This window comes from Candidatus Methanomassiliicoccus intestinalis Issoire-Mx1, from assembly GCF_000404225.1.
Classification (GTDB): domain Archaea; phylum Thermoplasmatota; class Thermoplasmata; order Methanomassiliicoccales; family Methanomassiliicoccaceae; genus Methanomassiliicoccus_A; species Methanomassiliicoccus_A intestinalis.
In genome coordinates, this window is sequence record NC_021353.1 from 319,214 (window position 1) to 346,051 (window position 26,838).

Genomic DNA, 26,838 nt, shown 5'->3' on the forward strand with positions numbered 1-26,838 from the left:
CAACCCTTATTTTTGGGATAGTTTTTTTAATATTCATACGCAATGCGCAATCAGTGAGACCATATGGATCAAACTGTAGTTTCTGAAATTCAAACAATCGTAGGAGAAGGTAATTTCTCTACAAATATCGCAGATTTGTACACCTACGGCTTTGACGCTTCTATTCATCACGTGACACCATCTGTTGTGGTGCGTCCATCCTCGACAGAAGAAGTATCAGCCATACTAAAAATGGCCAACAAGTATAAGGTACCAGTAGTCCCCCGTGGAGCTGGAACCGGTTTGTGTGGCGGAGCCGTGCCCCTGAAAGGCGGCATTGTCATGGACCTTACCCGCATGAATAAGATCAAAGAAGTCAGAGTTCCTGATCTATACTGCGTATGTGAGGCCGGCGTAGTTTATGACAATCTCCAGAAAGCACTGGCACCTTACAAGTTTACATTCCCGCCGACTCCGGGAAGCGCTGAAGCCTGTACAATCGGAGGAATGGTTGCTACAAATGCTTCTGGAATGCGTGCTGTAAAATACGGCGGAACTCGCGATTATGTGTTGGGACTCGAAGTGGTACTTCCAAGCGGAGAGATTATCCGGGTAGGAACAAGGACTCTGAAGGATGCTTCAGGATATCAGCTGGAAAAATTCTTTGTTGGAAGTGAAGGAACTCTGGGAGTGATCACTGAGGTAACCTTGAAAGTAGTACCCAAGCCAAAGAAAATGGCAATGGTGCTTGCCGGTTTTGATTCTTTACAGAAAGCCGGACAGTGTGTATCAAATCTTATCGCTAAACCTCTCCTGCCTTCTGCAATGGAGTTGATGGATTCCACATGTATCCGTGCAGTCAACAAAGCGATCAATGCTGGACTGCCAGATGTTCCAGCCCTCTGTATGATTGAAGTAGACGGAGATCCAGATGTTGTAGCAAAAGAGCTCGTGGAAGTTGCCCAGGTGGCAAATGATCTGGGTGCAGTAGGACTTGATCAGTCTGATGACCCAAAGCAGATGGCTCAGTGGACAAACTCAAGAAAGAGTGTAATGTCTGCCCTTTCCAGATACGGCCAGGGATTGGTATCAGTTTCACTGGCAGATGATATGGCTGTGCCTATCTCTAAAATTCCAGACGCTGTTATGGCATTTGCAGAGATCGCAGAGCGCAATCATGTGATCGTAGGAACATACGGTCATGCTGCAGACGGAAACCTCCACACAAAGATGCTTTTGAATCCAGAGTCAAAAGAGGCCTGGAAGAATGGAGAGAATGCCGTGCGTGAAATCTTTGATACCTGTGTAAAATTAGGCGGAACCGTAACAGGAGAACACGGCGTCGGTATCTCTAAAGCTCCTTACTTCCAAAAAGAAAGGGCTTCTGCCTTGGGAGTCATGAAGACAATAAAAAGGGCATTGGATCCCAACAACATCATGAATCCTGGAAAACAGCAGGAATGGGAAGAAGGATGCATTATCAAGCACCTTCGTTACCCATGTGAAGATCTTTAAAACCACCATCCGGTGTAAACACCAGCTGCCATGACAATGGCGGCTGCCATTACTACAATATATGCCGGGAGGTTCCATCTTAATACCTTGTAACCGTCGAGCGGCGGTACCGGCAGTAAGTTGAAGACTGCAAGCAGCAGATTGATGGAGCCTACCAGGTATAAACCGTAGCCGACCAGGTCATTTACGCCGAACACCCGGGCAATCAGAATGAAGCCTGTACCTAAGACTAAGTTTGTCACCGGGCCGGCGATGCTGATGTGTCCGTTCTGTTTCTTACTGATCATTCCCTGGATATACACAGCACCCGGAGCTGCAAACAGAACTCCCAATACTGAGAAAAAGAGTGCTACAGCCAGGCCCATTGGAAATGACCTGAACTCTGCCCAGGCTCCGTTTTTCTGTGCCACAAATTTATGTGCCAGCTCATGTAAGAGGAATCCGCTCAATACTGCAACAAACGAGACGAGCAGGTAGAATCCTAGGTACTCTGCAGTACTGATTCCGATTATATGCCGTTCTCCTAATATTATTCCTGAAAATGCTAGCGTAAAAGCAATAGTCAGCACTACAACGGAAAACAAGATATGCCTCATTTCCTCCTTGCTGAATTTGATTTTACCATAATCCGGTGGAATATTCATCGGTGCCGGTCTGTACATCTTTTCACTCATCTTCTAATGAGTGTATAAACGTTATTGATCGCATAGCAACTTTGAAGTAGGATACATTAATCAATACGCATGCCTCAATTCGAGCATGGTAAGACTGCATTCAGATGGTGCGACCAATGCGGTACTCTGGTTTTAGGAAGAGAATGCAGCGTGTGCTCTTCTGCAGGCAGAGAATTCTCAGTTTCAAATCCCGGCGATCTCAGGCCGTCAATGGGAAAAACGAATGATTTAATCGCTTCTCTTTTCCGCAGGTATTTCGGCACTGATAAATTCCTCAAGGGAAAGACGATTTTTCTCAACAAGACTGCCGGCGAAGACCGTACCGATGAAGTAGTCGTGCAGGGAAGGGTAGTTGCCACTCTGCGTTATGACCTCAGAAGAAGAAATTTCACTCTTGATCTGAAACTTGACGGAGCAAGAATGATCTCCAAGGAGGCTTCGAAAGGAGTAGTCATACTCGCTAAAGACAGCGGCCATTTGAAAGGAAAGACCATTCCAGGAAGCTTCATCAAAGAAATCAAAGGCAACTTCAAAGCCGGAGATCCTTTGATCGTTCTCTCCGGAAGCATGATCTGCAGCGCTGTCGCCAAAGCTGATAGTGGCGAAGTGTGGACTTCCGACAAGGCTATCGGCATAAGGGATGTAGGAAAAGGAGAACTGGAAGTTTCCAGCCGCAAGTCTTCCTGGACTGGATTTATTAATGTAAACAAATCGTACTTCAGTTCGCTGGAGTCCAACGGCGTCTCAGATCTGAAGTCTTTTATCAACAACAGTGAGCTTCCTGTGACTTTATCATTCTCGGGAGGAAAAGACTCGCTGGCTGCGTACGGCCTGCTGTCCAAAACCGGAAAGAAATTTTCTTTGATGTTTGTGAACACCGGTTTAGAATTTCCTGAGACTGTGAGTTTTGTAGACAGGTTTGCCAGAAACCATGAAGAGAGGCTGCTCATTGCTGATGCGAGAGATGCCTTTAAAGAGCAGATTGATAACTTCGGGCCTCCTGCTAAAGACTTCAGGTGGTGCTGTAAAGTCTGTAAACTGGCTCCGCTGACTTCGTTGATTGAAAGGAATTTTCCCAGAGGAACGATCACAGTGGAAGGAAACAGGAGCTTTGAGTCATTTGCACGTTCAAATCTGGCATTCGTTTCAAGAAATCCATTTGTTCCTAATCAGACAATTCTCAATCCCATACGGCATTGGAGAGCTATTGATGTCTGGGGATACATCTGGTGGAAGAATCTTGAATACAACCCGCTTTATGATGAGGACTTTGAAAGAATAGGATGCTATCTCTGTCCTTCCTGCTTAGAATCTGAGTGGAAGAATACGGGCATCATTCATCCTGAACTGCACGATCAGTGGAATTCATATTTAGTCAGCTGGGCCGGCAAAGACGGCGAAGACTTCATAAAATATGGATTCTGGAGATGGAAGGCGCTTCCTAAAAAAATGATCAAGGTTGCAGAGGAGCTGAATGTAAACATTCCTAAGACACGCTCAGACAATCTGGACCTCAAATGGGTCAAAGGAGTCTCACCGTGCCTAGTGGGCGGTTACTCGGCTGAGGGAATCCTTTCTGTTCCAGGTGAACATGGTTTTCAGATGACTGCAGAAATGCTGAAGACTATCGGCTCAGTCAAATATTCTCCTGAGTTTGATATCGCACTTGTAAAAACCAAGAATGGGGGAACACTCAAAGTATTCGGCGGGGGGCAGATAGTTTCCACTGCACAGACGCAGGAGGACGCTGAAAGACTCTTTGAGGACGGTGCAAAAGCAATATTGAGGGCTCAGATGTGCACAGACTGCGGCATCTGTGTAAGAAATTGCAAATCACACGCCATTAACTTAACAAAAGGTGTCGTGAACGTTAATGAAAAACGTTGCACACACTGCATGAAGTGTGCCGATGCCTGTGTTGTAGCCCACTACTATGACAAATTGGTATCCTGAAGCAATTCACCCTTCTGATTGGAAGTACGGCATGTCGATTCAAATGACTCAGAATAAGAAGAATGGAATGTATAGAGGATACTACGTTTTAATGGGAATAATAGTCATTTTGCCGTGGATTGTCGCTATACCTTCCATTCCCTTCCTGCCTGATCATGTACCAATTCATACAGACTTTAATGGAAACATCACAGACTATGCTGGTAAATATTCCATTCTAACTATCTCTGCAATCGGCTTAGTCTTATGGCTATTTCTTTTTGGAATATGCAGGCTTGTCAGGCTATTAGAGGAAGATGAAAAGGTAAAAACTGGAGAAAAAGCAACACTGATATGTTCAATAATAGGTCTGACAGTCTTATCAGCTGTGGATATCTGGTATGTTTATCTTGGCTTTAAATACGGATATTAATAAATCAGGTTACACATCAGGCATAATGCAAAATTGCAGATAGTTGGTTATGCAATAGATATGGTCTACAAAAAACTATATATCGAAACATCGTGGCGAGCCTTAGATGAATTTCATATCAATGCTCGCGGCCTTGATAGGTTTTGCACCTCCTGTGGCGCTAATGTTTATTTCTCTGCGTAATTACACATATCCTAAGGTAGAGAAACCATATTTTAGCGACCCGACATTTTTTGGAATGTTTGCTGTAGGTATATTCATAGGTGTGGTGCTGTACGCAGTGTCGATCATCATCCCTGGGTATTTCTTCTTGGCATTTGTCTTAGAAGAATTAGTGAAATTAATTATTCTAAACCTGCGCCGCTTCCAGCTTAAAGCTGATACGCCGTTCTATGCCTTTGGATTAGGGGCAGGTATGGCAGCTGCACTTGCATTTGGTACCATGAATGCCGCAATATCCGGGATGTCTGAAACAGGCATAGAGATAGCTTCTCTTGCTATAATGATCATGATTTCCATTCAGACAGCACTTCTAACGATCTCTACATCAGTTACTGTAGGTATCGGTGCAGCCCGCGGACGCATGTGGTCATACTTTGCTCAAGCAGTGGTTATACACTTAGCCGTATTCCTTCTTGGATACAAACTGACTACAGGCGGCTTTGATGTACTAGGCTATGCTCTTTACGGGCTTTCAATAGTATTCATATTCGTCTATTACTGGTATCTGTTTGATAAGATCCTGCCAGCCTATGTTAAAGAAGCTCTAAGGCATCTTGCCAAGCAGACTGCAAGAAAAGAACGGAGAGAACGCCAGCAGCAGAAACATTAATACTCCTTTACCTCAACTTTGAATCTGCATGGGTGCAGGAAAAGCAGTTGCGGGGATTGCCGCGATTATTATCGTGGCATCCTTGCTTTTCACTCCCGTTGGTCATAGTTTTCTAGATTATGTTTTTGAAGGATCTGCAAGGTATCCTGAAGATTCTCATTACGAGATGGATAGAAACGTCTCGGTTACTCTGCATAATGAAAAAATGACATACTCAGTCACAATTCCAAAAGCTACAGATTATGTTGTAGATGGAATCACTCTGCAGAAAATAAACAGCCAGTCTAGTCTAAACAGTTACGAAGAATTTTCAGATTATGGCATAGATTGGATTCGTTGGAACGGTGCCAATGTCAGTGCCAAGGAGACATTTACTTCAAACATTTCCTATGATGTAGATTGTTATTCACATGTCTGGGATATAGACGAATCGAACTCTCTGAATGTCGATTACATTCAGCAGAATCTCAATGGTTCACTCAGCAGTATGAAATCATACCTCATTTCTGAAAGTGGAGATGGAAGTGAATGGATACCAACGATAACTGGCTGGAATAATGGATATGTGATTTACACTGGAGGGGAGATAAGAGAATTAGCTGATGAGATTGTGGGAAGTGAAACAAACGTGTATTCCATACTTAAACTCATTTATCTATGGATTGACGACAATATTTCATACAAGGAATATGGAGGGATCCCGCAGACCGCCTTGCAGCTCCTTCACAGCAAGCGCGGAGATTGTGACGACCAATCTGTATTGTTTTGTTCGTTAGCCAGAGCAGCTGGAGTTCCAGCATGGCTGGAGATGGGTGCCTTGTATAATACATCTAAAGGTACTTGGATAAACCACGTATGGACACAGGCATACATTCCTACAACCGAAGGCGGCTCTAAAGTCACAATCGATGTTGTAAACAATAACTTTTTAGTACATACCTCAAGACTATTTCATCTAGCTACAGATATTGGTGACGGGGATTTTTTGAACATGTATTACAACATGTATCATTATACTTACAAACTCCAAGATTCTAAAATCACAACTTCTGATAGCTATAAAACACATGATGTAATTGATTCTAAGAATTTTCTTACAATCTCTCGGCCTCATCAGGGATTTGATTTTCCCACTATCTTTTCTGTAGATTGTACAAGTCTACAGAGGAAACAATTCACTGCATTTACCTAACACTCTTCTTTATTTTTTATTAATTACTGTATATGAAATTATCGGCTCATCTATTGTATTATTATCTGTTTTTTCTAATGTTGTATTATAAATCAATTATGTTTATTTTATATATGTTTAAATTTTATTTTACTGGATGGATGTACCAACCGCTTTGATGCCAGTGTTTAAATATTTTTCTAAAAAACGCACCGTAAAGTATATTGGATGCATTGATATGACTGTTAATTATGTGCGGGTTTAAGCAGGGAACTTTGATAAACTCGCATCGAGGAGTGAGTAAATGAGTTTAGATTTTGATGCAGTAAATGCAGATAAAATCTTGATTAGATACGATATCGTTGTCGAATCAAGTGAGAAGCCGGAAGACATCGCAAAACAGTATCTACCTGAGAATCAATTCTTAAGGCAGATCGCACAAGATGTCATGAATTTAAAGTCAAAGGACATCGAGAAGCATGTTAGCGAAGCTCTTGAAACATTAAGTGCAGAGGACATCATTGAAAAAGGTCTCCTTGCTGGAATGGATATTGTAGCTGAATTATATGGACGCGGTATTTACTATCTGCCACATGTGATGGTTGCATCCGATGCAATGACCCGTGGAACAAGAGTTGCAGAGGCAGCCTTGAGCGGAGAGAGAAAATACAAAGGCGTAGTAATGATGCACGCAGCTGAGGGAGACCCACACGATATTGGAAAGAATATCGCAGCAGTTCTTCTGAAATCAAATGGATTTAATGTAGTAGATCTTGGAAAAGATATCCTCGTTGACACAGTAGTCGCTGAAGTGCAGAAACAGAAACCAGATGTACTTACTGGAACTGCACTCATGACCACAACCATGTCTGCATTCTCTAGGATCTCCAGCAGACTTAAAGAGGTTGGAGTAGAACTTCCATTCATATGCGCCGGTGGTGCAGTTAACAGAGAGTACGTAGAATCCTACGATATGGGTATCTACAGTGCAAAAGCTGCAGAAGGCCCAGGTCTTGCAAACAAGGCACTCGATGGATGGGACTGGAAGAAGATCAGAGCCAACTGGGACGATATAATTAATGGAAAAGCATAAATGAGGTGATTTAAGATGGCTACTACAAAATATACTAAAATGGCATATGCCTCTGCAGACGAAATGGTCTTCGGAGAAGCAAAGAAGCCAATTTCATACGGATTAGGAATTAAAGTAGGTCAGGGCTTAGTTATTCCTGAAATCAACTTTGCACCAAGACCAGGAAGCGAAAAGAGCGTAGAGTCCCTTACAAAAGAGTATGTTGACTACATCGCAACAGACGTCATGAACAGAGCAGTTACACTTGGTTTCCCATCTGTTCAGTTAGAAAACGAATGGATTTTCCAGATGAGCAACGAGCCTGAGAAATTCGCAAAGCCCGTAGTCGCTGGTCAGAAGGCGGTCATTGAAAACTACCACGACAAGTACGGAATTGCTTGCGCTGTAAGGCACACATGCGCTGACTCACGTTTACATGAAGAGGGAATGAGATTCGGACAGGACAAGACCCACAACTATCCAGAAAAAATGATCGAATCATTCGAAGTAGCTGCTGAAGCTGGAGCAGATGTAATCTCCATTGAATCAGTCGGTGGAAAAGAAATCTCAGACTTCGCTGTTGTCCGTCAGGATATCAGAGGATGGCTTTTCGGTATCGGTTACCTCGGATCAATTGATATGGAATGGCTCTGGACACAGATTGTTGACCTTGCAAAGAGAAAGAAAGTTGTAGCTGGTGGAGATACAAACTGCGCTGGTGCTAACACTGCTATGTTCATGGCCGGCGGTTACTTGGACAAAGATGTTCCAAAGACCTTCTCTGCAGTTACACGTGCTATTGCTTCTGCAAGATCTTTAGTGGCTTTCGAATGCGGTGCAACCGGACCAGACAAAGACTGCGGTTACGAAGGACCTATCCTCAAAGCAATCTCTGGTAACCCAATTTGTCAGGAAGGAAAAGGCGCTCAGGATGCTCACGCTGATCTTATGGGTAACTTAATCGCAGCTACCTGCGACATGTGGTCCAACGAGTCTGTCGAATACCACCCAGAATTTGGTGGATCATCCGTTCAGTGCTGGCTCGGTGTAATCGGATATGAAGCTGCATTAATGAACGCTTCAAAACAGATGAAGCAGGACAAAGTCCTCAGGGACATATACACAGCTTCTGACAGGTTCAGAGGTGCAGAACCATTCATCCTTGCATACGACAACGCATACAAGATCGGACAGGCTATCATCGAAGCAGGCGACAGCTATTACCTGAGGGCAAAAGCTGCTGGTCTCAAAGCTGCTGAGTTAATCAGAGATTCTAACAACAAGGGAAAACTGAAACTCAACAAGCAGGAAAAAGACACACTCAACAAGATCATCACCGATCTGAACTCTCTGCCAGACGAGGAAGGCAAATTCGTCGACTGGGCTCTCAAAGAGTACAAAGATGTGCCTGCATTCAACCCCAAGAACTACGAACTCTAAACAAGTTCAAATTCTTGAAATCAAACCCCTTCCTTTTACCTTTTTTTCATCAGTATATTTTTGGGAAAGATTACAGTTTATAGCTCTCTATGATATATGGAGCAAACACACATACCTTTATGACATATTGCGAATTGTAAAATTTGACTGTATGAATTATGCTACACATCTTAAGATATTATCTAGGAGTAATATTTATATCTTAAAATGATCATATTTTGGGGCGATCAAAGTGTATTGTGAATACTGTCATAATATCTCTGATAAACGATTCTGTAGCAAGGCATGTGAACATAATGCCAAGATCTACTTTGATAGGGAAGCAAAACATTCTAAGTTTTTATACGTGGGCATGATACTCTCTATAGTGCCTATGTCCTTTCCCATATTTGGGGTTAGTTTAGCAACATCACTTGGACTATTGCTTACCATTGCGGGAATTGCGGGATTTTTATTTCCTTTTTCTACATCCTGGACGATTGAAAGGTATGGAATAAAAAATAGTGTTCTTGCAGTGAGAATATGTATGTTAGCAATTATTTTTTCTGGCATAATCTTCATATTATACCTTCATTAATTGGATGATGACGATATTGCAATATGCAATATTTTTTTGATTTTACTACATACCATCCTCTCTTTATCATTGTTGATTTTTATCATATTCATGATAGAGTTAACACACTATCATATCTATGTTACAACAAGATTTAAGTATAAGCGGTACATGCCTAATTTATCTCATTTAATCTGGCAGAAGTGCAGTAGTTCCTTTAAATTGCTGCGGGGTCTGCCGCCAATGTGGAGGCAAAACAATGGCAGTTAAAAAAGGCAAGGCCGCAGCGCGTAAGGTGAAGGACAAGTGGAAGGCAAAAGAGTGGTACAAACTCTACGCTCCTCGTATGTTCAATCAGGTTGAACTCGGAGAGACACCTAGCGCTGATCCAGCCTCGCTTATTGGAAGAAATATTGAAGTTACAGTACACGAATTAACCGGTGATTTCTCTAAAATGCACATCAAAATGCGTTTCAGTGTAGAGGATGTCAATGGATTTGAAGCACACACTGCATTCATTGGACATGAACTCACCAGTGATTACGTTCGCAGATTAACAAGAAGAAAGAGAACAAAGACTGATCATGTTGTTGATGTTCGTACAAAGGACAACTTTGTCGTTCGTATCAAACCCATGAGCATCACAGAGCAGCGTATTCAGGCAGCTCAGGAGACTGCTGTAAGAAACATTCTTACAGAAACACTCACAACCATGGCTGCAGATATGTCTATCTCCGATCTCGTAAAGTCTATAATCTCTGGAGATCTGTCAAGAGATCTTTCCAATGCAGTTAAAGTAATCATTCCCATCAAAAGGATTGAAATCAGAAAATCCGAGGTCATCAAAGCCGGAACTCCTGATGAGAATGAGTTAAGTATTCAGGAAAGAATAGGGCAGGAAACTGCTGTAGCCGAACCTGAAGAACCAGAATCTGAAGATGAAGCATCTGAAGAAGCACCAGCTGAAGAAGCGGTTTCCGAAGAGTCTGAATCTGAAGAAATTGTTGAAGAATCTGCAGAAGAAACTCCAGCAGAAGAAAACTAAACATAACACTAAACCGTGCCGAGGTGGCTCAGCCTGGTAGAGCGATGGACTCATAATCCATAGGTCGTGGGTTCAAAGCCCACCCTCGGCACTAACTAGTTTTGTATTAATTTATGGGCATATTCTTTGTAGTAATTATGACTCATTGATTTCGATATTTCTTTTATTTATGATATCTTAGACTATGTAGTAGCGCACTCGTTACGAAGAACTTACCTAGACGGTGACACATCATAGATTTTCTTTTTTTGTTTGCTGATATGCACTTTTTATTGCAAGCAGTATCATTATGGACTAGGTTATTTTATTTCCTTTAGAGTCCATTTTGAAATTTCATTGATATTGAAAACCCAATTTTTGATACGATCATCTGTTCATATTTTATTTTACCAGATATAAAAATAAAAAGATGACTTAGAAGTCATCAGTTTAAACTGTTTATCCAGCTGGCAATATCATCGATTACTCTCTGATCAACATTTGCTGGAGCATCATATACAGTTGTATCAATGACATCTTTCTGAGAGTCAGACTCCATGAATAAATGGTTCAGACCATCGTAGAGATGATATGTTACGTTATCTTTGTCAGCTAATGTTTCCTGCCAGAGAACATAATCTACATCAGCATACACTTGGAAATCATCTGCTCCCTGAAGGATCAGCATTGGAATCTCAAGAGCCTTGGCCATTGCAACTCTATCTACCGAATTCATGCTGTACAAATATGATGCAGGCATTCCCCAATATGCTCCAGTGTCGCCTTCTTGAATATTCTTTATTTCTTCTAACTGCTGAGTGAGTATAGCAATTGTAAGCTCTTCTTCGGCTTCACTGAGTCCAGATTGTTTAATTATCAATACGCTTTGATCATATGATATATCTTCAAAGTTACGAAGAGTGCCAGCCATTGAAATTATACCTTTCACTTCAGGGTTTTCATTGGCAATCATCGGGACCAGCATTCCGCCTTGGCTGTGTCCCAGCACATAGATTCTGTTTGCATCAATGTCATTGCGTTGAGATACTTGATCTATAATTGCATTCACATCATACAGATATTCATCATAGACTGTGAAGTTCTCGGGGAATCCAACTGCTCCATAATCGTATGCGTGCTTATCGAACCTGAGTGAAGCAATTCCCTGATCTGCTAAACCATGAGCAATGTCCTTAAGCGGGGCGTTTTCTGCCGCACCAATCGTTCCATTCAGATCAGTAGGTCCCGATCCAGCTACAAGAATTACTACCGGAGCTTTTTCAACATTATCTGGCAATGTTAATGCTGCTTCAAGTGGATATTTTGATTGTCCTGCGCTGAGTGCAACTTCATGCCACTTATCTGATGACTCTGCGTTGTATCCATTGGATTGTACTGCAAATCCTGCAATTTTGGATGCATCATCATACACAAATATTGTTTTTGTTAAAAACCTTGAGTATTCTTCATCAAGTACTACTGTATCATATTCCGACCCTATTTCAACTATTGAATCATTTGTTTGAATGTAATGTCCAACTTTTTGAAAAATTCCAGCTACAAGTTGCGTAAACTCGTCGAATGTTATCTCTGCTTTAAATTCATCCAACGTGTCTTCATAAACAGCATCAATGTTGCCTGCTCTCAATTCCTCCATGTAGTGTTCTGATAAATCAATCAGCTCTTGTTTTTCTGGAGCGACCGGCAATTCCTTGGCTTCACTCGTATCATTCGAAATACAAACGAAGACGCTGGCTAAAAATATTACGATAGCGACAATGAATGCAGCTACCGTTGCCCACCTTCCTTCTTTTTCCACCATATCACCTCTTTAAAATGCATATGACCTGTAGATATTGTAAATAATCTGAAACACACGATACTATGTTGTTCAGCAGCATCGTAGTTTGAAGACGTAGGGAAATCTATTTTCAGCTTATATAGTGTGTGTTTGCTTTTTTTAAAATCTTCCAACACGATGTATCCTTGCTCTGCTATCAGCTGTAAAAAGAATATCTGTATAAAATCTACTGCTTAACTAATTATAAGCAAATATGTCATAGCTACAATATATATTATGTATGATCCATATACTAACCAATTACCTATCGCGATTATTTTTTGACTATCGCTTTGTTGTATAGCTCTGATGTGTGCAACAATACCTGTGAAATTTATAATCCCGCATAGAGTAAATATGATAGCAACTGACATCTCGTTGGCATAGTTCGTGAATATGATTAACACACTCACCAGCGGGATTATTGTCCAGGTTGTGCACATTATTGCAATTTTTCTTCTTTGTTTGCTGATGTGCACCATTTCATTGTTTATTTCCATGGGTTCATCCATCTATCTGATGCCGGAATTTCTTTCCAATTGCGGTATACATAAAGCTTATTGTTACAGTGATGGTAAGTATTGTTATCATCGTGATTACACCACTACCTGTCCCATACTTGATCGATATAATCATACCAAGATAAAATGAAACCTGTGTTGAAATTGTTAGTGCAATGCCTAAGAATGATGTTATATTCTCAGTATTATACTGTTTAATCTCCTCTTTGGACATTGTAGTGAACCCAGTCATAATTTCATAAAACCCAATATAATACAGTATTCCCATAGCTTGAAATGTTGCACAGACTATAACTACGATCACATATTCTTCACCAACTCTTCCTGATGAGATGCCTATTGCTGCTGCTATTGGCATTATCGCTAGAATGATGGCCATAACTACAGCATTTTTCACTCTGCTTTTGATATACACGCACTCATCTCCAAATTCGTTTGTATCATAATTATACTCTTATTTATTGTTGAATTGTATATTGATTGTACGACATATAAGTCATGGTAGATGGTCAGGCATATGTCAAAGACATTTACTGAATCTCACAACATCTTTAAAAAACAAAACAAAATCTCTTGGAATAAAAGTTAGTGTTCAATTATGGTCATCGTAGTCTATAAAAACACATTTTTGATAATCGCTCGATGTCATTAAAAAAATGAAATTTTTACTGTCATGAATTATTCAATATGCATGTTCATTTAACAAAAACATTGTGTATAAAAAACATGGTGATTCATTAAAAAATTAAGATCAGACCGCCGAAGCGGTCGAAGAAGTTTTGTTCAGTCTTAGACTTACATTCCGAGCTTTTCTTTTGGTATGCCGAGGGCAAGACCATAAAGCTGAGCAAGGTGGACAACCTGAAGGCCGTAGTCTTTGACGTCTTTCTGTGCCCTGTCAAATTGATAATGAAATCTATATATCTCTCAGTTAAATATGGTGTTTAATATGGAGATAGATACAGAAACAATATTCATTACTGTTTCTATAGTATTCTTTATGGTAGGCTTAGTGTTCGTTTCGATTGGTGTATATGCGTGCAAGAGAAAGACCCCAATGTATTTCTATGCCGGAACAGAAATATCTGAATCAGATATTACAGATGTTAAAGCATACAATAGGGCCAATGGAATTATGTGGGGCGGGTATGGACTATTGTATTTTATACCAATATGTATATATCTATTTGCTCCAGATAAAATAAATGATACTGTACTTTCAGTTACTACTACAATGTGTATTTTAGGGATTTTTGCATTATTGTGGATATATCAAAAAATAGATGAAAAATATCGTATACATAATGAGTGATGCGGGATGGTGTTTAGCCCATACAATATAAAGTATCTTTTTCAAAACACACCATGTCTACCTCACAATATGATCAAATATAATTTGATTTAATTCAAGCTGTGATTCATGTAATATTGAATGTTCGTATACACATGACGACATTTATCCTGTTTTGCAACTTTACAAAGCACTTACATATTGTTTTCAATACGTCCATTTCAACTCATATATATCCAACTAATTCTTTTTATATTCTACTTCTCTACTATATTTTGTATAAAAATTCGCCTATGCACAGATGCAGCATTCATTTTTATTATCGCAATATCTGTGATTTTTTGTTGAATATACATTTCAATAGAAATTTCATTCTTTAATCTAAAAATAAGTGAAAGACCGCCGAAGCGGTCGAAGAAGTTTTGTTCAGTCTTAGACTTACATTCCGAGCTTTTCTTTTGGTATGCCGAGGGCAAGACCATAAAGCTGAGCAAGGTGGACAACCTGAAGGCCGTAGTCTTTGACGTCTTTCTGTGTCCTGTCAAATTGAAGGTGACAGAATGGACAGACATCAATGATGTATTCAGCGCCTACAGCTTTCATGTTCTTCATTTTCTCTTCTGTGAACTTTGAAGAGAGTTCTGGGTTACCAGATCTTACACCGCCGCCGGCTCCGCAGCACATCTGTTTGTCTTTGTAGTCAATTGATTTTGCACCGGTAGCCTCTACAAGCTCATCGAGGATCTTTGGACGCTCGGGGTCATCAAGATTCTTGAGGTTGCTTGGCTTTAGGAAGTGACATCCGTAGTGGACTGCAACGTTGACATCCAATGGGTTGGTGAACTTTGCTTTGATGGCGTCAATTCCAAGATCTTTGTAGAATACTTCTGCGAAGTGGTGTACTTTGGTCTTTCCGTTGTACTGGAGTCCTACTTCACTAAGGATCTTGTTTACTGCTGCAAGCTTTTCTGGGTCATTGTTGAGGATATGAGCTGCATCAAAGAGTGATCCATAGCAACCATTGCAGATTGTGATGATGTCTACACCCTGCTTTTCAGCGAGAGCGAGGTTACGAGCGGCTACGGCAAGCCATGTGTTCTGGTCGAATGATTTTATCACACCAGGTGCAGGGCAGCAGTTAGCGCCTTCTAGTTCAACAAGTTCAATTCCGAGAGCTTTGCAGACTTCACGGGTAGCCAGTTCAACACCGGGGTACCTAGCAGGAGCAACGCATCCTAAGAATAAAGCGTATTTAGCCATTTTAATTACCTCCGACAAGGTCTTCGAATCCGGTAGCTTTCAGGATCTTCTTGACGTCAGCAAGAGCTTTTTCATCGCCAAGTGTGTTTGCTGGTTTACGAGCTAAACCGAGAGCCTCTCTCTTATCTTCATATTCTGAATTCAGAGGAACGGTGGCACCGAATTTTACGAGCATTTCTCCTACTTTCTTGTGTGGAGCAGACATTACACCTTTCTCTACAGCTAAGTTTCTGAGAAGTGTGATTATGTCAACAATCTCAACACCGCGGGGGCAGCGCTCCATGCATGAGTAGCATGTTGTGCACATCCAGAGGTCGGGTGAGCTCAAAACTTCATCTTCCAAACCGAGCTGTGCTTTGCGGATGAGTTTTCTTGTCTTGTATGCAGTTAACCTTCCAGAGGGGCAGCTTGCCGTGCATGTTCCGCATTGGAAGCAGAGCATGAGGGTTTCTCCCCCATCCATGGATTGTACCTTTTGGGCAAAATCCTGATTGGCTTGATCGATGGTAACCATAGATACACCTTTTGGATCCGAGAAGTTAACCATGATATTTAAACGTAAACAAAAAATCTGGTTAGTATAACCTATATAGGTTACATATTTCGCAGCCTTTTGAGTTCTTTAATTATCTTCTCTATAAATGGATTGTTTCCAGAGTATACTGCTGTAATCTCATGGGTGAGCTGTTCTGGAGATGTGATGCTTTTTACTGACACGCCTCTTCTTAAAGCAAGGGATTCGTTTATGAAAAAGCTCAGACCCGAATCAACCAGTGCAGGCATGGATGAAAAAGTCCTCTCGATTTTGTAGGGAATATTCTCTAATTCCAGGTATCTGAATCCTATTCTCTGGGCACCGTATCTAAAATATGCATATCTTTCCCCATGATCCTCATGCAGCAGTCTGTCTTCTCCAATAGTTTCCCATTCAAATTCTTCAGCCTCAAAAAGATAAAGGGGATCATCAAGAACAATCATATCTGCAATGCCTGCTTTGAGATCTGACAAGTTTTTCTTATCATCTGATATCATAAGATTGCATCTTCCTTCAGGGTCAACCGCACTCAAAGCACTCATCAAAAGTTCTTGAGAAACAGGCGTCCCGCTGATATTGAGAAAGTCATTTTTTTCAAGCTTGTTTTTTAGTCTGTAATATTCTTCAACTATGCGCTGACCTTCTTCAGTCAGTTCAGTGCCGGTTTCTCTAGTCTGTACCAGACTTATACCGGTCTTCTTCTCGATCTGAGATATGTATCGGTTTAGAACGGGAGTAGTAATGCCCAGCTTAGACGCAGCTTTGTTCTGGCTTTTTTCTTCTTTGACAGCTAGAATGACTTCCATTTGTCTGGGTGTAAGAGCTGTACCATTGATTTCGATAGATATCGATGGAGATATTCTCGAGGCTGCCATAGAAAGGGTAATGAGTGAAAAATTTTTAGTAGCTTCCGGTGTTAAACCATCTGATGAATACTCTCGTTCTTGGAATAGGAAGTCCCATCATGACTGATGATGCGATCGGTCTCAGAACTCTTGAGGAACTGGAAAAGATGAATCTGGAAGGTGTAACTCTCCAGGAAGCCTGCACAAGCGGTCTGGATCTTATCGAAGTTATGATCGGCTATGACAGAGTCATCATAATTGATGCAATCATGAACTATGGTGAAAAACCAGGGATGGTCATGGTCCTGGATCGAGATGCCTTTAGCAACAGTGTTCATGGAATCAACGCTCACGAAGCAAATATTCCTTCCACTATCGAGCTTGGTCTGAAACTGGCTCCAGACACATTTCCAAAAGATATAAAATTCGTAGCAGTGGAAGTTAATGATGTGTTTACAGTAAACGACAAGATGACTCCAGAAGTGGAAGCTGCTCTGCCGGAAGCTGTAAACACAGTTTTGAGATTAATTAAAGAGTAAATCAGAAGTCAAGGTCTTCTAGATTCTTGACAGCTTTTTTACTTTCTTTTTCTGGTGCATGGACCGCTATATTCAGTCTGCTTCTGTCAAGCAGCCTGCCAGCGATCTTTAACACATCTTCTTCTGTTACCGCATCCATCTTTTTAAGAAGATCTTCGATGCTCGTAACTTTTCCTGTAGCCATATATGATTCTCCAAGTCTTATCATGCGCGCTTCACTCGATTCGAATCTCCGCACATATGCACCCTTCATCATATGTTTAGCTCTGTCCAGTTCTCCTGGTCTGAGACCTTCTTCTTTCAGTTTTTTCATTTCTGCCGCTACAAGTCTTATTATCTCTTCTTCTTTTTTTACATCCGTGTTAAACAATACGTCCAGGGTTCCGCAGTCTGTATATGCCGTTCCGCTTGAGTATATCTCATAGACCATACCTGTTTTTTCTCTTATTTCCTGAAACAGGCGTGATGACATTCCGGCTCCGAATACTGCAGACATAAGTCTCTGCGCATGTCTTTCAGGATCGGCAGACTTTAGCGCAGGGAATCCCATGCAGATGTAAGCCTGCGGATCTTTCTTTGGGTATACCATAAATTTGGCATTTGGCTTCGGTGCGGTTCTTTCCCTCTCTTTGGCTTTTGCAAGATCATCAAAGTTTTCTGAGGCCCACGCGACAATCTTATCCTCATCTATGTTGCCTGTTGCGACCACTGCCATTCTTGGCGGTCTGTAATTTGATTCAAAGAACTCCCTGAGATCTTCAGCATTAAGCGCTTTAACAGTCTCTACAAAACCTGCTTCGGATCGTCCGAGGGGATGATCGCCCCAGATGGTCTGTGAGAACAGAGTATGAATATAATCATCCGGGTCATTTTCCATCATTCTGATTTCTTGTATCACTACATTCCTTTCAGTATCCAGGTCGCTCTGCTTCAGCAGAGGATTTTTAACCATATCTGAAAGGATATCTGCGCTGCTGTGAAATGTTTCATCAAGTGAGGATATGTGATAACCGGTCACTTCATATGTGGTGTATCCGTTATGTTCTCCTCCGGCAGCTTCAATCTCTTCAGCAATATCTTTGGAACTCCTTTTAGGCGTTCCTTTAAACATCATGTGTTCCAGAAGATGAGCTATGCCTGCTTTTTTGTCAGATTCGTCTCTAGAACCTGTTCCTAAATATATAGCGGCTGAGGCTGAATGAGATTGTGAAATGGATTCAGTAATTACTGGAATGCCTGCAGAAGTGTGTAATAGTTTTATTTCGTCACTCATGCCTGCACTTACACCTTATTGCAGATATCTCTTTTTCCCTTAATTTCGAAAAGTAAGTATAGCATTTGCTCCCAAAATGTTCTGAGGAGTAGATATGGTTTCAGAACTTAAGATCCATGAGTACCACGATAATATCTTTGAAAGTGGAATGATGATCGTCGGTTTCCCGTCAGTCGGATTGGTCAGCTCAATCGCAGCTAATTATGTAGTCAGGACATCTGGTTTAAGCAGAATTGCTGGAATTCTTTCTTCTGATTTTCCCCCGTACACATTGATAAATGAAGGTGTTCCGTCTCCTCCAGTAAGGATTTATGCCGGCGACAGGAAATGCACTAATACTGAACTGTGTAAACAAATTGTAACCGTAGTGGCGGAATTTATGCCTAAGCCGGAGACAATCAAGCCTCTTGCCGAATCTCTCTTGGACTATTGTGATGAAAAAGGGATAAAGACTGTTGTAACTCTGGAAGGAGTTGCTAAACCCGGCTCTTCTGACCTGAGTCCTATGGGGGTAGGAAGCACACAGGCCGCAAGAGATATGCTTTCTAAATACGGCGTAGAGGAGATGAAAGAGGGCATAATCAGTGGAATTTCTGGTGTACTGCTCTATGAGGGAGAGAGAAGAGGCATAGATGTAATGTGTCTTCTAGGTGCAGCGCGTGCTGAGTATCCAGATGCCCGCGGATCAGCAAAACTTTTGGAGGTAGTTGCAAAAATGCTTCCTGAACTGAAGATTGATCCAGATCCATTGTATCGTGAAGCTGAAGAGATGGAAAAACAACTTAAAAAAGCGCAGGAGAGCACAAACCCTCAACAAAAATCTTCATTCGAAGACTCTGTCATCTATGGTTAAGCAATCTGCATCAAACAGCCGTCTCTCTGGACCAACTGCGGGGCGGCTGATGCAAATGCTTAAATTACTTGTTCTGGTTACATCGCGCATGCATCTTGTTCCGAAGAAGTTCTTCGTTTCATCTGGCTGCGCAGTAAGTAAAGTTTCAGACCTTAATGCGTTTGATAAGGCGTTATTAGAAGCCGGAATTGGAGAACTCAACATAGTTTCAGTATCTTCCATATTACCAATTGGAGCAGAACAGGTAAGTATCAGAGAATTGCCGATGGGAACTATTACCCACTGTGTTCTTGCGCAGATGCGCGGTGGAGAGGGTGAAATGATCTCTGCCGGTATTGCTTACGGTCTCCGCAAAGATGGTAAAGGCGGTTATGTAGCTGAAGGGCACATCCATGGCAGCAAAAAAGCACTTCAAGAGATCATGGAATGGAAAATGGATGAAATGGCAAAACTTCGTGGAATTGAGATGGAAAAGATCGAATACCGTTTAGAAGAATTGTCAGTTCCCATGGATCACTATGGTGCCTGCTTAGCTGCCTTAGTGTTTGTTGAATACTGATGTTAGGCGTAATCGTCTGCTCCAAGTGCTCTACAGTACAAGGAGCAGATCTAAAATCCGCCCACGTAACCTGTCCTCGTTGTGGTACAAGGATCGAGGTAAAACGGGCGAAAGTATATTTTTCTACAGAATCACCAAAAGAATTAGCCGAGGCTGTACGCCAGATCAGTGAGCAGATGAAGTACGATATCGAAAACCCTCCTGAGAAGCCGCGTAAACGCATCAGGGTCAAAAAACCGAAACAGAAACCTGAGGATGAAGTATCAATAAAAAACGCTCTTATGAAGGTTCAGGAAAAGAAAGGTGTTTTGATTAAGGCAGATATCGGGAAAGCACTGCAGATTAAAGAAGACATAGAACTTGAGGAAGCAATATCCAAAATGCTCCTTGCAGGCATACTCTGTGAAGTGTCTACTGATGAATACAAGTTAGTCTTGTAAACTGCTAACTCATCTATTTTTAATTGTTTTTGCAAAATCAAATATATTCATATGTAATAAATTCAATAGTCATAACTATTTATTATATTACAACAAGTAAATTTGTTTTAAAATAGTTTGTTTTTGTACAGCGGTAATTTTACACAATCTTTTTACCAACTGCACAAAGCCAGTCTCCCTTTGTATCAGTAATGATGTCTGAGAAACCGGCTTTCTCTAATTCTTCCTTAATTCCAGCTTCGCTGGGTATGTGCATATCAACAATGTCCCGATAATCTTTCCAGATTTCCGGGTTTTCATCACTTCTTGCTTCGAATATCAGAAGAATCAGCCCGTTGGGTTTGAGGGTTCTTTTCACTTCTTTTAAGTCTTCAATAGGGTTCGGCCAAAAATAATATGTCTCAATTCCAGTAACCAAATCAAAGGAGTTTTCATCATACGGAAGGCTGGAAACGCTGCCTTGAGTTATCTCGATTTTTCCACTTTTAATATCATCTTTATTCTTCTTTTTTGATTCCTTTACGCTGACCTCAGAATAATCAATTCCGCAGAGTTTTCCTTCAGAGGCCATCTTTGACATTTTTGATAAGGCGTTTCCTCCTCCGCACCCTATATCTAATATGCAATAATTAGGCTCAATATCCACATGTCCCAATCCCCAGTCTGTAAGTGTATCATGATGAATATTCATCGACAATAATACTCGCGATCCCCAGAAGCCAGTGGGTTTCTTTGCGTTGATTATTGTTCTTTTCACGTTGTTTTTCATTGCCGCACCTTCCTACTATATCGTAATGATAGTACATCTAATTTAGATGTTTTTTAAACATTGTGTATGATCTGTTTACTTCTCTGGCAGTTTATTTGTATTACTATTATGGATCCTTACGTATTCATGCTAAGATCAAGTTATACTGTATTTGCACCTTTTGGTCTTAGCAGTAAGTAAACTAATACAGGCCCCCCAAGCAGAGCAGTTATTGCACCAACAGGTAGCAGTACTGGTGAAATTAGTGATTTGGCAAGAATGTCTGCTATCAGCAATAAACACGCTCCAAATGCTGCTGATGCTGGAATAAGATATCTAAGATCTCCACCAACGAATATCCTAGCTATATGTGGTGCCAATAAACATACAAAACCAATCGCTCCAATAAAACTGACAACAGTTGCGGTAGCCAGGCATGAAAGAACAATTGCAACAAGCCTTACCCCGTTTACATTGACACCTAATGACTTTGCAGAATCATCACCCATTCGTATCAGATTTATATCCTTTGAAAGAACCATTGCTACGACAAAGAAAAATATCGCCATCGCCGCTACGTATGGAATCTGCCACATCTGTGCGTGACTCAAATCACCGATTGACCAAAATACCACTTCTTTAACTGCATTCGCATCTGCAAAATACTGAAGAATTGTATTACATGCGCTGAATATATATGATATTGCAACTCCGCACAATACTATCGTCAGAGGCGTCATTTTACTATGTCTGGATCCAATCAAAATAACCGCCACTGGAATCAATGAGAATAAAAATGCATTTGTTATTGTTCCAAGTGTAGTAGATACAATGCTTACGCCATAAATTATCGAGATTGCTGCTCCGAATCCTGCACCTGATGAAACACCTAATGTGTATGGAGTAGCCAGCGGGTTTGTAAGTAATGTCTGTACTAAGCATCCCCCAATAGCTAATATCATACCAGCAAAGACTGCCATCAGAACCCGCGGTGCTCTGATATTCATAACAATCAATTCTGCATTATCTGGTATTTCAAATAAACCTGGGATTATTTTATTAATTAGTACTTTGTATGCTTCGATTGCAGTAAGCTGAGATGCACCAACAGTTATTGAATATCCTATAAGTATTATTGCGGTTATGATGGATATTGATATGAATAGTATTCTCTTAGTGATCATCCTTTTTAATTTTTCTTTCTGAGGATCACATTCCTGATGTTTTGAGAAAGACATGGTATCACATTATAAAATAATAAAGCGGGATTTCTCCCGCTATTTCATTCCATTAAGAAAAATACACCTTGTTTGCTTAGGTCGTAATTTTGGAACCCTAACCATTCTGAGATGTATGTTTGATGTATGGCTACCGGATCCAGATCTGGAAACAGATCAGGATGGAATAATTTAGCAAGATATACCGCAAGGAGCATACTTCCAGTACCATTGTTTCTAAAGTCTCCGCTTATGCAGTACATATTGTTGGGATCAATTCCTGAAAATATATCTACTGTAGCCATATGTTTCTGGGCATCTTCAAATTCACTCGGATCATCACACAGATAACCATTGTTTGGTACCTCTGCATTCATCGAACCATTTCCTGAGATTTTTACAGAATGTGCAAATACATAATCTATCAGATCTGCATGGTCAGCAACCCACTCTGGGTCTATCTGCATATAATCGCTTGAATGCAGCCATATATTCTCATTAAGTTCTGTTATGCACCTTCCACCGGCAAGCATACATGCTTGAGATAGTGGATCTGATTTGGCAAATCCTCTGATATCATTAGTCGCACCAGTGACATAATGACCATACCATAGAAAATATGCATAGGGCTTTTGATCATCGGATATATTTTCAGTCACACCATTGATATTTTCATATATATCCAGCAGCCACTCTACGTAATCTTCTGCTCTTTCTACTTTATCGAAGATATAACCAGCTTTTAAAAATCCCTGAATTGATGTAGATCGATAAGGATCTGTAATATCTGCTTTATTTAATCCTAGATATACAACATTGCCATTTGGTATTGCATTTACTTTATCATCATAATTTGCAGTAGTAAACGTAAGCCAAACATCGGCCTTTGCGTCTGCTACTACCTCTACATTCAAATTAGCTCCATTATTTGCACCAAAACAAACAATACTATCCTTGTCTGGATGATTCATATAATAAAATTCACGAAGATCATATGGTGCCTTATCAACCGCAACAACCCGGTCAGATATCTCTAATATGTTTAATAATTCTGCATTTGGAAGATAATCAGCTGCAATTCTCTGGGGATCCAATGTTGTTTTTATTTTCTTTCCGCTTCCGTCCAGCATGTACATAGAGTCTGTAGTCCGATTTATTATTCCCTGCACTTTATCAATATCTTTTTGATCAATAGTGCCATCGTTATTTGCATCTGCAAACTCAGTTTTCTCCTCATCTCCAGAGATGATCTTTTTCAGATATTCAATATCTTTTTCATCTACTGCCCAGTCTCCGTTTGCATTGCCATATATCTGCAGAGCATAATCATCTGCCAACAGATGTTTGTCTTCACTCTCATCGTTTCCTGATATGATGCAATATGCACCAACTCCAGCGACAATAATAATCAGCGCTACCAACGCTGCAATAATTTTATTATTCATATGTGTTCAATTGGAGTAATCATCCTAATATTTTAAATCTTATGGATGTATTATCCAAATAATCTATGCAGATTAACTAATTATACGTACAAGTTGGTAAGAAAATGGATTTAGATGTAAATGGGATTAAATTTTCATATAACCAGATTCCAGTTTTGAACGGAATGAATTTTTGTATGAACTATGGAGAAGTATTGGGAATACTGGGGCCAAATGGTTCTGGTAAAACTACTATGTTAAAGTGTATAAACAGACTTCTAACTCCATCCCAGGGTGAAATTCTCATCGAAGGAAACAAAGTCTCTCAAATGAAAATTTCTGAAATCGCCAAGTATATCGGATATGTCCCTCAAAATGTAAGAAATGATATGGCTTCTCCAACTGTATTTGAAGTAGTTATGATGGGTCGCAGTCCGCATATTGCCTGGAAGCCAGCACATACTGATGAGGACATTGTATGGAATGTTCTCGAGAGCCTGAATATTAAGGATTTGGCGGCTAGTTTTTTTGATGAGCTATCAAGTGGTCAGACGCAGAGAGTATTAATTGCCAGAGCTATTGCCCAGGAGGCTAAGATTCTGTTATTGGATGAACCAACGTCCAATCTAGACATAAAATATCAAATTGAAGTTATGAATTTAATTAAAACGCTCTCTAGAGAACGAATGCTGGGCGTCTGTGCCATAATCCACGATCTTGACTTAGCTATGAATTATTGTGACAAAATCATTTTGATGAATGATGGTTTACCGATTGCATTCGGAACTCCTGATGAAGTCTTGACAGCTTCACAGATTAAGGAGGTTTATGATGTTGAAGCAATTATAGATAGAACCTATGGTAAACCACACGTAATCATTATTTAATTAATATGATGGTTGCAAAGAGATCTAAACTCCTATGCGCTCTTACATTTTAGATCAATTACAAACTTATAAGCTGAATCCCTCAGATGATATTTTAATAACTGTGTATATGATTCTATTGGTATGAACCAATGAAGGGGTCATCGGTCATTGCGATCGCCTCCGTGTCCAATTTAAAGCAATCATTTGCCTTTCTTTTTGATCATTTTCTATTGCAGCTAAAGCAAACTCCAACTCATCAAGCGATTTGTAAAATTCTGCAATATCGAGTGATTTATTAGCCTTAAAAATGGGGCTTAAAAGGCTCGGAAGGCTCAATTATAAGCCTCCCTTGAATTCAAATCATAAAGAACGCTTATTTTTTGTTTAAAATTCTCAAGCCAGCACTTTATTTTATAAAGTGTGAAATTATAATCAAGCGACAAATAGAATAAAAGTGGACAGGGGGGGATTTGAACCCCCGGCCTCTACCATGCCAAGGTAGCGATCTTCCAACTGATCTACCTGCCCGAGTATGACCGCCAAAGTTATCTTACTTATTAAAGCTTACTGTTGACTATCCTCTTCAAATGAATCCAGGGTAGGCTGTTTTCTGCATTTTTCTCCTGGAACGTTTGTAGGATACTCACCGTTCAGACATGCTACGCATAATTTGCTTGCTGGCATGCCAATTGCTTCTTCAACATCGCGGATAGTGGTATATTTTACACTGTCTGCAGTAAGATACTCTGCAATCTCATCAATGCTTCTGTTTGTAGCTATGAATTGATCTCTTGTGCGCATATCCACACCATAATAGCATGGAGCTATGACTGGAGGGCACCCAATGCGTACATGGACTTCTTTAGCACCTGCTTTTCGTAAGAGGTTTATAATCTTTCTCAGGGTCGTTCCTCTTACTATCGAGTCATCCACAACAACAATGCTCTTGCCGGCAACTGTTGATTTGATAGGATTCAGTTTAAGTCCCACTCCTTCTTCTCTCAGTGATTGTTCCGGAAGAATGAATGTACGTTCTACGTAACGGTTTTTCATGAATCCTTCTTCATATGGAATACCCGACTCAGCAGCATATCCTATAGCATGAGCTCTCCCCGAATCTGGAACCGGGATGACAACATCTGCTTTTACTGGATGTTCTCTTGCCAGTATCATTCCCAGTTTCTTTCTTACATCATAGACTTCTCTGCCGTCAAGAACAGAATCTGGGCGTGCAAAATAAATCCACTCAAACATGCAGTGAGCACTGTTCACTTTTGAGTTAGTTGGATATGATGTATATCCTTCGGGAAAGATCTCAACAATCTCCCCTGGTTCCACATCCCTTACGAATTGACCTTGTAATATGTCATAAACAGCGGATTCAGACGCAAGTCCATATCCTTTATCTAGCTTTCCTATGCTTAACGGGTGGAAACCCAGAGGGTCACGCACTCCAAAAATTCTATTCTTGATCATTATTACAAGAGAGTAGGCGCCATTCAATTGATGCATCACATTTCTGATAGCTTTTACTGGATCTACGCCTTCCTTTAATTCGTTTACAAGCAGTCTGATGATTATCTCAGAATCTGTAGTTGTTAGGAATGCCCATCCAATATTCTGGAGTCTTTCTCTTGTTGATTCAGAATTTACAAGATCCCCATTATGTCCTACAGCTACATCGCCTATGGCAGAAGTGACTACAATTGGCTGACTATTTTGGGCTACTGAACGACCGGTAGTTGAGTATCGGACATGTCCGATCCCATAATTCCCTTCAATTTCGTTGTAACGTTGCCCGCTTAAAACTTCATGTACCAATCCTACGTTAGCTAATGATTGGATTTTATTATCTTTGTATACAGCTATGCCTGCTCCTTCTTGACCACGATGCTGGATAACCCTTAGCGCTCGTTTTAGAGACGGAACAGCATCTGAGGTCAGTGCCATGGCGACAACCCCGCAATAATGTCCGGGCATGTCGACCATGTAATCC

At 40.7% G+C, this 26,838-nt stretch carries 27 protein-coding genes and 2 tRNA genes; 15 read left to right on the forward strand and 14 right to left on the reverse strand.

Annotated elements, in window-relative coordinates; all coding sequences use genetic code 11:
• Window positions 1-63: 63 nt before the first annotated feature.
• Entirely contained in the window at window positions 64-1,494 is a 1,431-nt protein-coding gene (locus H729_RS01480; protein WP_020448229.1) for an FAD-binding oxidoreductase, read from the forward strand.
• On the opposite strand, the gene H729_RS01485 is transcribed toward H729_RS01480, so the two are convergent.
• Window positions 1,491-2,168 (reverse strand): site-2 protease family protein, encoded by a 678-nt coding sequence (locus tag H729_RS01485; protein ID WP_197736779.1) that lies wholly within the window; start codon window positions 2,166-2,168, stop codon window positions 1,491-1,493. The genes H729_RS01480 and H729_RS01485 overlap by 4 nt on opposite strands.
• A gap of 69 nt (window positions 2,169-2,237) precedes the next feature.
• Here H729_RS01485 and H729_RS01490 point away from each other — a divergent pair, with 69 nt between their 5' ends.
• The 6 genes from H729_RS01490 to mtaB all read left to right on the forward strand — a co-directional run bounded on the left by H729_RS01490 (window position 2,238) and on the right by mtaB (window position 9,048).
• Window positions 2,238-4,121, forward strand: coding sequence for a phosphoadenosine phosphosulfate reductase domain-containing protein (locus H729_RS01490; protein ID WP_020448231.1), 1,884 nt, complete (start codon window positions 2,238-2,240; stop codon window positions 4,119-4,121).
• Between the two features lie 31 nt (window positions 4,122-4,152).
• Window positions 4,153-4,533 (forward strand): DUF1648 domain-containing protein, encoded by a 381-nt coding sequence (locus H729_RS01495; protein ID WP_172618642.1) that lies wholly within the window; start codon window positions 4,153-4,155, stop codon window positions 4,531-4,533.
• Between the two features lie 106 nt (window positions 4,534-4,639).
• A complete protein-coding gene (locus H729_RS09370) occupies window positions 4,640-5,365 on the forward strand; it encodes a hypothetical protein (RefSeq protein ID WP_020448233.1) in 726 nt (241 codons plus the stop codon).
• A gap of 28 nt (window positions 5,366-5,393) precedes the next feature.
• Window positions 5,394-6,557: a transglutaminase-like domain-containing protein gene (locus H729_RS01505; RefSeq protein ID WP_020448234.1), complete on the forward strand. Its 1,164-nt coding sequence runs from the start codon at window positions 5,394-5,396 to the stop codon at window positions 6,555-6,557.
• 283 nt (window positions 6,558-6,840) lie between these two features.
• Complete coding sequence (locus tag H729_RS01510; RefSeq protein WP_020448235.1) at window positions 6,841-7,629, forward strand: B12-binding domain-containing protein; 789 nt, start codon at window positions 6,841-6,843, stop codon at window positions 7,627-7,629.
• Window positions 7,630-7,644: 15 nt separating this feature from the next.
• A complete protein-coding gene (mtaB, locus tag H729_RS01515; RefSeq protein WP_020448236.1) occupies window positions 7,645-9,048 on the forward strand; it encodes a methanol--corrinoid protein co-methyltransferase MtaB in 1,404 nt (467 codons plus the stop codon).
• 306 nt (window positions 9,049-9,354) lie between these two features.
• On the opposite strand, the gene H729_RS01520 is transcribed toward mtaB, so the two are convergent.
• Window positions 9,355-9,609, reverse strand: a complete 255-nt coding sequence (locus tag H729_RS01520) for a hypothetical protein (RefSeq protein ID WP_020448237.1) — start codon at window positions 9,607-9,609, stop codon at window positions 9,355-9,357.
• Between the two features lie 254 nt (window positions 9,610-9,863).
• Between H729_RS01520 and H729_RS01525 the strand changes: the two genes are divergently transcribed.
• Entirely contained in the window at window positions 9,864-10,649 is a 786-nt protein-coding gene (locus H729_RS01525; protein ID WP_020448238.1) for a 30S ribosomal protein S3ae, read from the forward strand.
• A gap of 17 nt (window positions 10,650-10,666) precedes the next feature.
• A tRNA-Met gene (locus H729_RS01530) sits at window positions 10,667-10,740 on the forward strand.
• 333 nt (window positions 10,741-11,073) lie between these two features.
• On the opposite strand, the gene H729_RS01535 is transcribed toward H729_RS01530, so the two are convergent.
• Window positions 11,074-12,450, reverse strand: coding sequence for an alpha/beta hydrolase (locus tag H729_RS01535; protein WP_020448239.1), 1,377 nt, complete (start codon window positions 12,448-12,450; stop codon window positions 11,074-11,076).
• A 522-nt stretch (window positions 12,451-12,972) separates the two neighbouring features.
• Window positions 12,973-13,404 (reverse strand): DUF3784 domain-containing protein, encoded by a 432-nt coding sequence (locus tag H729_RS01545; protein ID WP_020448241.1) that lies wholly within the window; start codon window positions 13,402-13,404, stop codon window positions 12,973-12,975.
• A gap of 534 nt (window positions 13,405-13,938) precedes the next feature.
• On the opposite strand from H729_RS01545, the gene H729_RS01550 reads away from it, so the two are divergent.
• Complete coding sequence (locus H729_RS01550; RefSeq protein WP_020448242.1) at window positions 13,939-14,301, forward strand: hypothetical protein; 363 nt, start codon at window positions 13,939-13,941, stop codon at window positions 14,299-14,301.
• Between the two features lie 417 nt (window positions 14,302-14,718).
• Here the strand turns inward: H729_RS01550 and hdrB are convergent, their stop codons facing one another.
• The 3 genes from hdrB to H729_RS01565 all read right to left on the reverse strand — a co-directional run bounded on the left by hdrB (window position 14,719) and on the right by H729_RS01565 (window position 16,950).
• Window positions 14,719-15,540, reverse strand: coding sequence for a CoB--CoM heterodisulfide reductase subunit B (gene hdrB, locus H729_RS01555; RefSeq protein WP_020448243.1), 822 nt, complete (start codon window positions 15,538-15,540; stop codon window positions 14,719-14,721).
• Between the two features lies 1 nt (window position 15,541).
• On the reverse strand, window positions 15,542-16,054 hold the full coding sequence (gene hdrC, locus H729_RS01560) for a CoB--CoM heterodisulfide reductase subunit C (protein ID WP_020448244.1): 513 nt from the start codon (window positions 16,052-16,054) through the stop codon (window positions 15,542-15,544).
• An 80-nt stretch (window positions 16,055-16,134) separates the two neighbouring features.
• On the reverse strand, window positions 16,135-16,950 hold the full coding sequence (locus H729_RS01565) for a LysR family transcriptional regulator (RefSeq protein ID WP_020448245.1): 816 nt from the start codon (window positions 16,948-16,950) through the stop codon (window positions 16,135-16,137).
• 53 nt (window positions 16,951-17,003) lie between these two features.
• Between H729_RS01565 and H729_RS01570 the strand changes: the two genes are divergently transcribed.
• On the forward strand, window positions 17,004-17,459 hold the full coding sequence (locus tag H729_RS01570; protein ID WP_020448246.1) for a hydrogenase maturation protease: 456 nt from the start codon (window positions 17,004-17,006) through the stop codon (window positions 17,457-17,459).
• 1 nt (window position 17,460) lies between these two features.
• On the opposite strand, the gene H729_RS01575 is transcribed toward H729_RS01570, so the two are convergent.
• On the reverse strand, window positions 17,461-18,732 hold the full coding sequence (locus tag H729_RS01575; protein ID WP_020448247.1) for a M16 family metallopeptidase: 1,272 nt from the start codon (window positions 18,730-18,732) through the stop codon (window positions 17,461-17,463).
• A 94-nt stretch (window positions 18,733-18,826) separates the two neighbouring features.
• Between H729_RS01575 and H729_RS01580 the strand changes: the two genes are divergently transcribed.
• The 3 genes from H729_RS01580 to H729_RS01590 are packed head-to-tail and all read left to right on the forward strand — an operon-like array spanning window position 18,827 to window position 20,584.
• The gene (locus tag H729_RS01580) at window positions 18,827-19,585 is read left to right on the forward strand and encodes a proteasome assembly chaperone family protein (RefSeq protein ID WP_020448248.1); all 759 of its coding nucleotides are present in this window, start codon (window positions 18,827-18,829) and stop codon (window positions 19,583-19,585) included.
• Window positions 19,586-19,640: 55 nt separating this feature from the next.
• The gene (locus tag H729_RS01585; protein WP_236608645.1) at window positions 19,641-20,144 is read left to right on the forward strand and encodes a pyruvoyl-dependent arginine decarboxylase; all 504 of its coding nucleotides are present in this window, start codon (window positions 19,641-19,643) and stop codon (window positions 20,142-20,144) included.
• Window positions 20,144-20,584: a DUF5817 domain-containing protein gene (locus tag H729_RS01590; protein WP_020448250.1), complete on the forward strand. Its 441-nt coding sequence runs from the start codon at window positions 20,144-20,146 to the stop codon at window positions 20,582-20,584. Before H729_RS01585 ends, H729_RS01590 begins: the two co-directional genes overlap by 1 nt.
• A 139-nt stretch (window positions 20,585-20,723) precedes the next feature.
• Here the strand turns inward: H729_RS01590 and H729_RS01595 are convergent, their stop codons facing one another.
• The 3 genes from H729_RS01595 to H729_RS01605 form a co-directional block, all read right to left on the reverse strand.
• A complete protein-coding gene (locus H729_RS01595) occupies window positions 20,724-21,353 on the reverse strand; it encodes a class I SAM-dependent methyltransferase (RefSeq protein ID WP_020448251.1) in 630 nt (209 codons plus the stop codon).
• Between the two features lie 140 nt (window positions 21,354-21,493).
• Window positions 21,494-22,570, reverse strand: a complete 1,077-nt coding sequence (locus H729_RS01600; RefSeq protein ID WP_020448252.1) for a FecCD family ABC transporter permease — start codon at window positions 22,568-22,570, stop codon at window positions 21,494-21,496.
• A gap of 44 nt (window positions 22,571-22,614) precedes the next feature.
• Complete coding sequence (locus H729_RS01605; RefSeq protein WP_020448253.1) at window positions 22,615-23,994, reverse strand: dockerin type I domain-containing protein; 1,380 nt, start codon at window positions 23,992-23,994, stop codon at window positions 22,615-22,617.
• A gap of 104 nt (window positions 23,995-24,098) precedes the next feature.
• On the opposite strand from H729_RS01605, the gene H729_RS01610 reads away from it, so the two are divergent.
• Window positions 24,099-24,860 (forward strand): ABC transporter ATP-binding protein, encoded by a 762-nt coding sequence (locus H729_RS01610; protein ID WP_020448254.1) that lies wholly within the window; start codon window positions 24,099-24,101, stop codon window positions 24,858-24,860.
• Between the two features lie 147 nt (window positions 24,861-25,007).
• Here H729_RS01610 and H729_RS09930 read toward each other — a convergent pair whose 3' ends face one another.
• From H729_RS09930 to purF, 3 genes are all read right to left on the reverse strand, one after another.
• Complete coding sequence (locus H729_RS09930; protein WP_172618643.1) at window positions 25,008-25,178, reverse strand: hypothetical protein; 171 nt, start codon at window positions 25,176-25,178, stop codon at window positions 25,008-25,010.
• 119 nt (window positions 25,179-25,297) lie between these two features.
• Window positions 25,298-25,370: transfer RNA gene (locus H729_RS01615), tRNA-Ala, on the reverse strand.
• A 36-nt stretch (window positions 25,371-25,406) separates the two neighbouring features.
• A complete protein-coding gene (purF, locus tag H729_RS01620; RefSeq protein ID WP_020448255.1) occupies window positions 25,407-26,831 on the reverse strand; it encodes an amidophosphoribosyltransferase in 1,425 nt (474 codons plus the stop codon).
• Window positions 26,832-26,838 lie beyond the last annotated feature (7 nt).

What these genes read in the sequence shown, in the direction of transcription:
- H729_RS01520 (WP_020448237.1), bottom strand. Translation starts at nt 9,609, where the DNA reads ATGAAGATTATGCCAGAAAAAATAATTGCTAACATACATATTCTCACT.
- H729_RS01595 (WP_020448251.1), bottom strand. Translation starts at nt 21,353, where the DNA reads ATGAAAAACAACGTGAAAAGAACAATAATCAACGCAAAGAAACCCACT.
- hdrB (WP_020448243.1), bottom strand. Translation starts at nt 15,540, where the DNA reads ATGGCTAAATACGCTTTATTCTTAGGATGCGTTGCTCCTGCTAGGTAC.
- mtaB (WP_020448236.1), top strand. Translation starts at nt 7,645, where the DNA reads ATGGCTACTACAAAATATACTAAAATGGCATATGCCTCTGCAGACGAA.
- H729_RS01480 (WP_020448229.1), top strand. Translation starts at nt 64, where the DNA reads ATGGATCAAACTGTAGTTTCTGAAATTCAAACAATCGTAGGAGAAGGT.
- H729_RS01535 (WP_020448239.1), bottom strand. Translation starts at nt 12,450, where the DNA reads ATGGTGGAAAAAGAAGGAAGGTGGGCAACGGTAGCTGCATTCATTGTC.
- hdrC (WP_020448244.1), bottom strand. Translation starts at nt 16,054, where the DNA reads ATGGTTACCATCGATCAAGCCAATCAGGATTTTGCCCAAAAGGTACAA.
- H729_RS01505 (WP_020448234.1), top strand. Translation starts at nt 5,394, where the DNA reads ATGGGTGCAGGAAAAGCAGTTGCGGGGATTGCCGCGATTATTATCGTG.
- H729_RS01600 (WP_020448252.1), bottom strand. Translation starts at nt 22,570, where the DNA reads ATGTCTTTCTCAAAACATCAGGAATGTGATCCTCAGAAAGAAAAATTA.
- H729_RS01565 (WP_020448245.1), bottom strand. Translation starts at nt 16,950, where the DNA reads ATGGCAGCCTCGAGAATATCTCCATCGATATCTATCGAAATCAATGGT.
- H729_RS01510 (WP_020448235.1), top strand. Translation starts at nt 6,841, where the DNA reads ATGAGTTTAGATTTTGATGCAGTAAATGCAGATAAAATCTTGATTAGA.
- H729_RS01485 (WP_197736779.1), bottom strand. Translation starts at nt 2,168, where the DNA reads ATGAGTGAAAAGATGTACAGACCGGCACCGATGAATATTCCACCGGAT.
- H729_RS01525 (WP_020448238.1), top strand. Translation starts at nt 9,864, where the DNA reads ATGGCAGTTAAAAAAGGCAAGGCCGCAGCGCGTAAGGTGAAGGACAAG.
- H729_RS09370 (WP_020448233.1), top strand. Translation starts at nt 4,640, where the DNA reads ATGAATTTCATATCAATGCTCGCGGCCTTGATAGGTTTTGCACCTCCT.
- H729_RS01490 (WP_020448231.1), top strand. Translation starts at nt 2,238, where the DNA reads ATGCCTCAATTCGAGCATGGTAAGACTGCATTCAGATGGTGCGACCAA.
- H729_RS01495 (WP_172618642.1), top strand. Translation starts at nt 4,153, where the DNA reads ATGTCGATTCAAATGACTCAGAATAAGAAGAATGGAATGTATAGAGGA.
- H729_RS01605 (WP_020448253.1), bottom strand. Translation starts at nt 23,994, where the DNA reads ATGAATAATAAAATTATTGCAGCGTTGGTAGCGCTGATTATTATTGTC.
- H729_RS01575 (WP_020448247.1), bottom strand. Translation starts at nt 18,732, where the DNA reads ATGAGTGACGAAATAAAACTATTACACACTTCTGCAGGCATTCCAGTA.
- H729_RS01610 (WP_020448254.1), top strand. Translation starts at nt 24,099, where the DNA reads ATGGATTTAGATGTAAATGGGATTAAATTTTCATATAACCAGATTCCA.
- H729_RS01550 (WP_020448242.1), top strand. Translation starts at nt 13,939, where the DNA reads ATGGAGATAGATACAGAAACAATATTCATTACTGTTTCTATAGTATTC.
- H729_RS01580 (WP_020448248.1), top strand. Translation starts at nt 18,827, where the DNA reads ATGGTTTCAGAACTTAAGATCCATGAGTACCACGATAATATCTTTGAA.
- H729_RS01570 (WP_020448246.1), top strand. Translation starts at nt 17,004, where the DNA reads ATGAATACTCTCGTTCTTGGAATAGGAAGTCCCATCATGACTGATGAT.
- purF (WP_020448255.1), bottom strand. Translation starts at nt 26,831, where the DNA reads ATGGTCGACATGCCCGGACATTATTGCGGGGTTGTCGCCATGGCACTG.
- H729_RS01590 (WP_020448250.1), top strand. Translation starts at nt 20,144, where the DNA reads ATGTTAGGCGTAATCGTCTGCTCCAAGTGCTCTACAGTACAAGGAGCA.
- H729_RS01585 (WP_236608645.1), top strand. Translation starts at nt 19,641, where the DNA reads ATGCTTAAATTACTTGTTCTGGTTACATCGCGCATGCATCTTGTTCCG.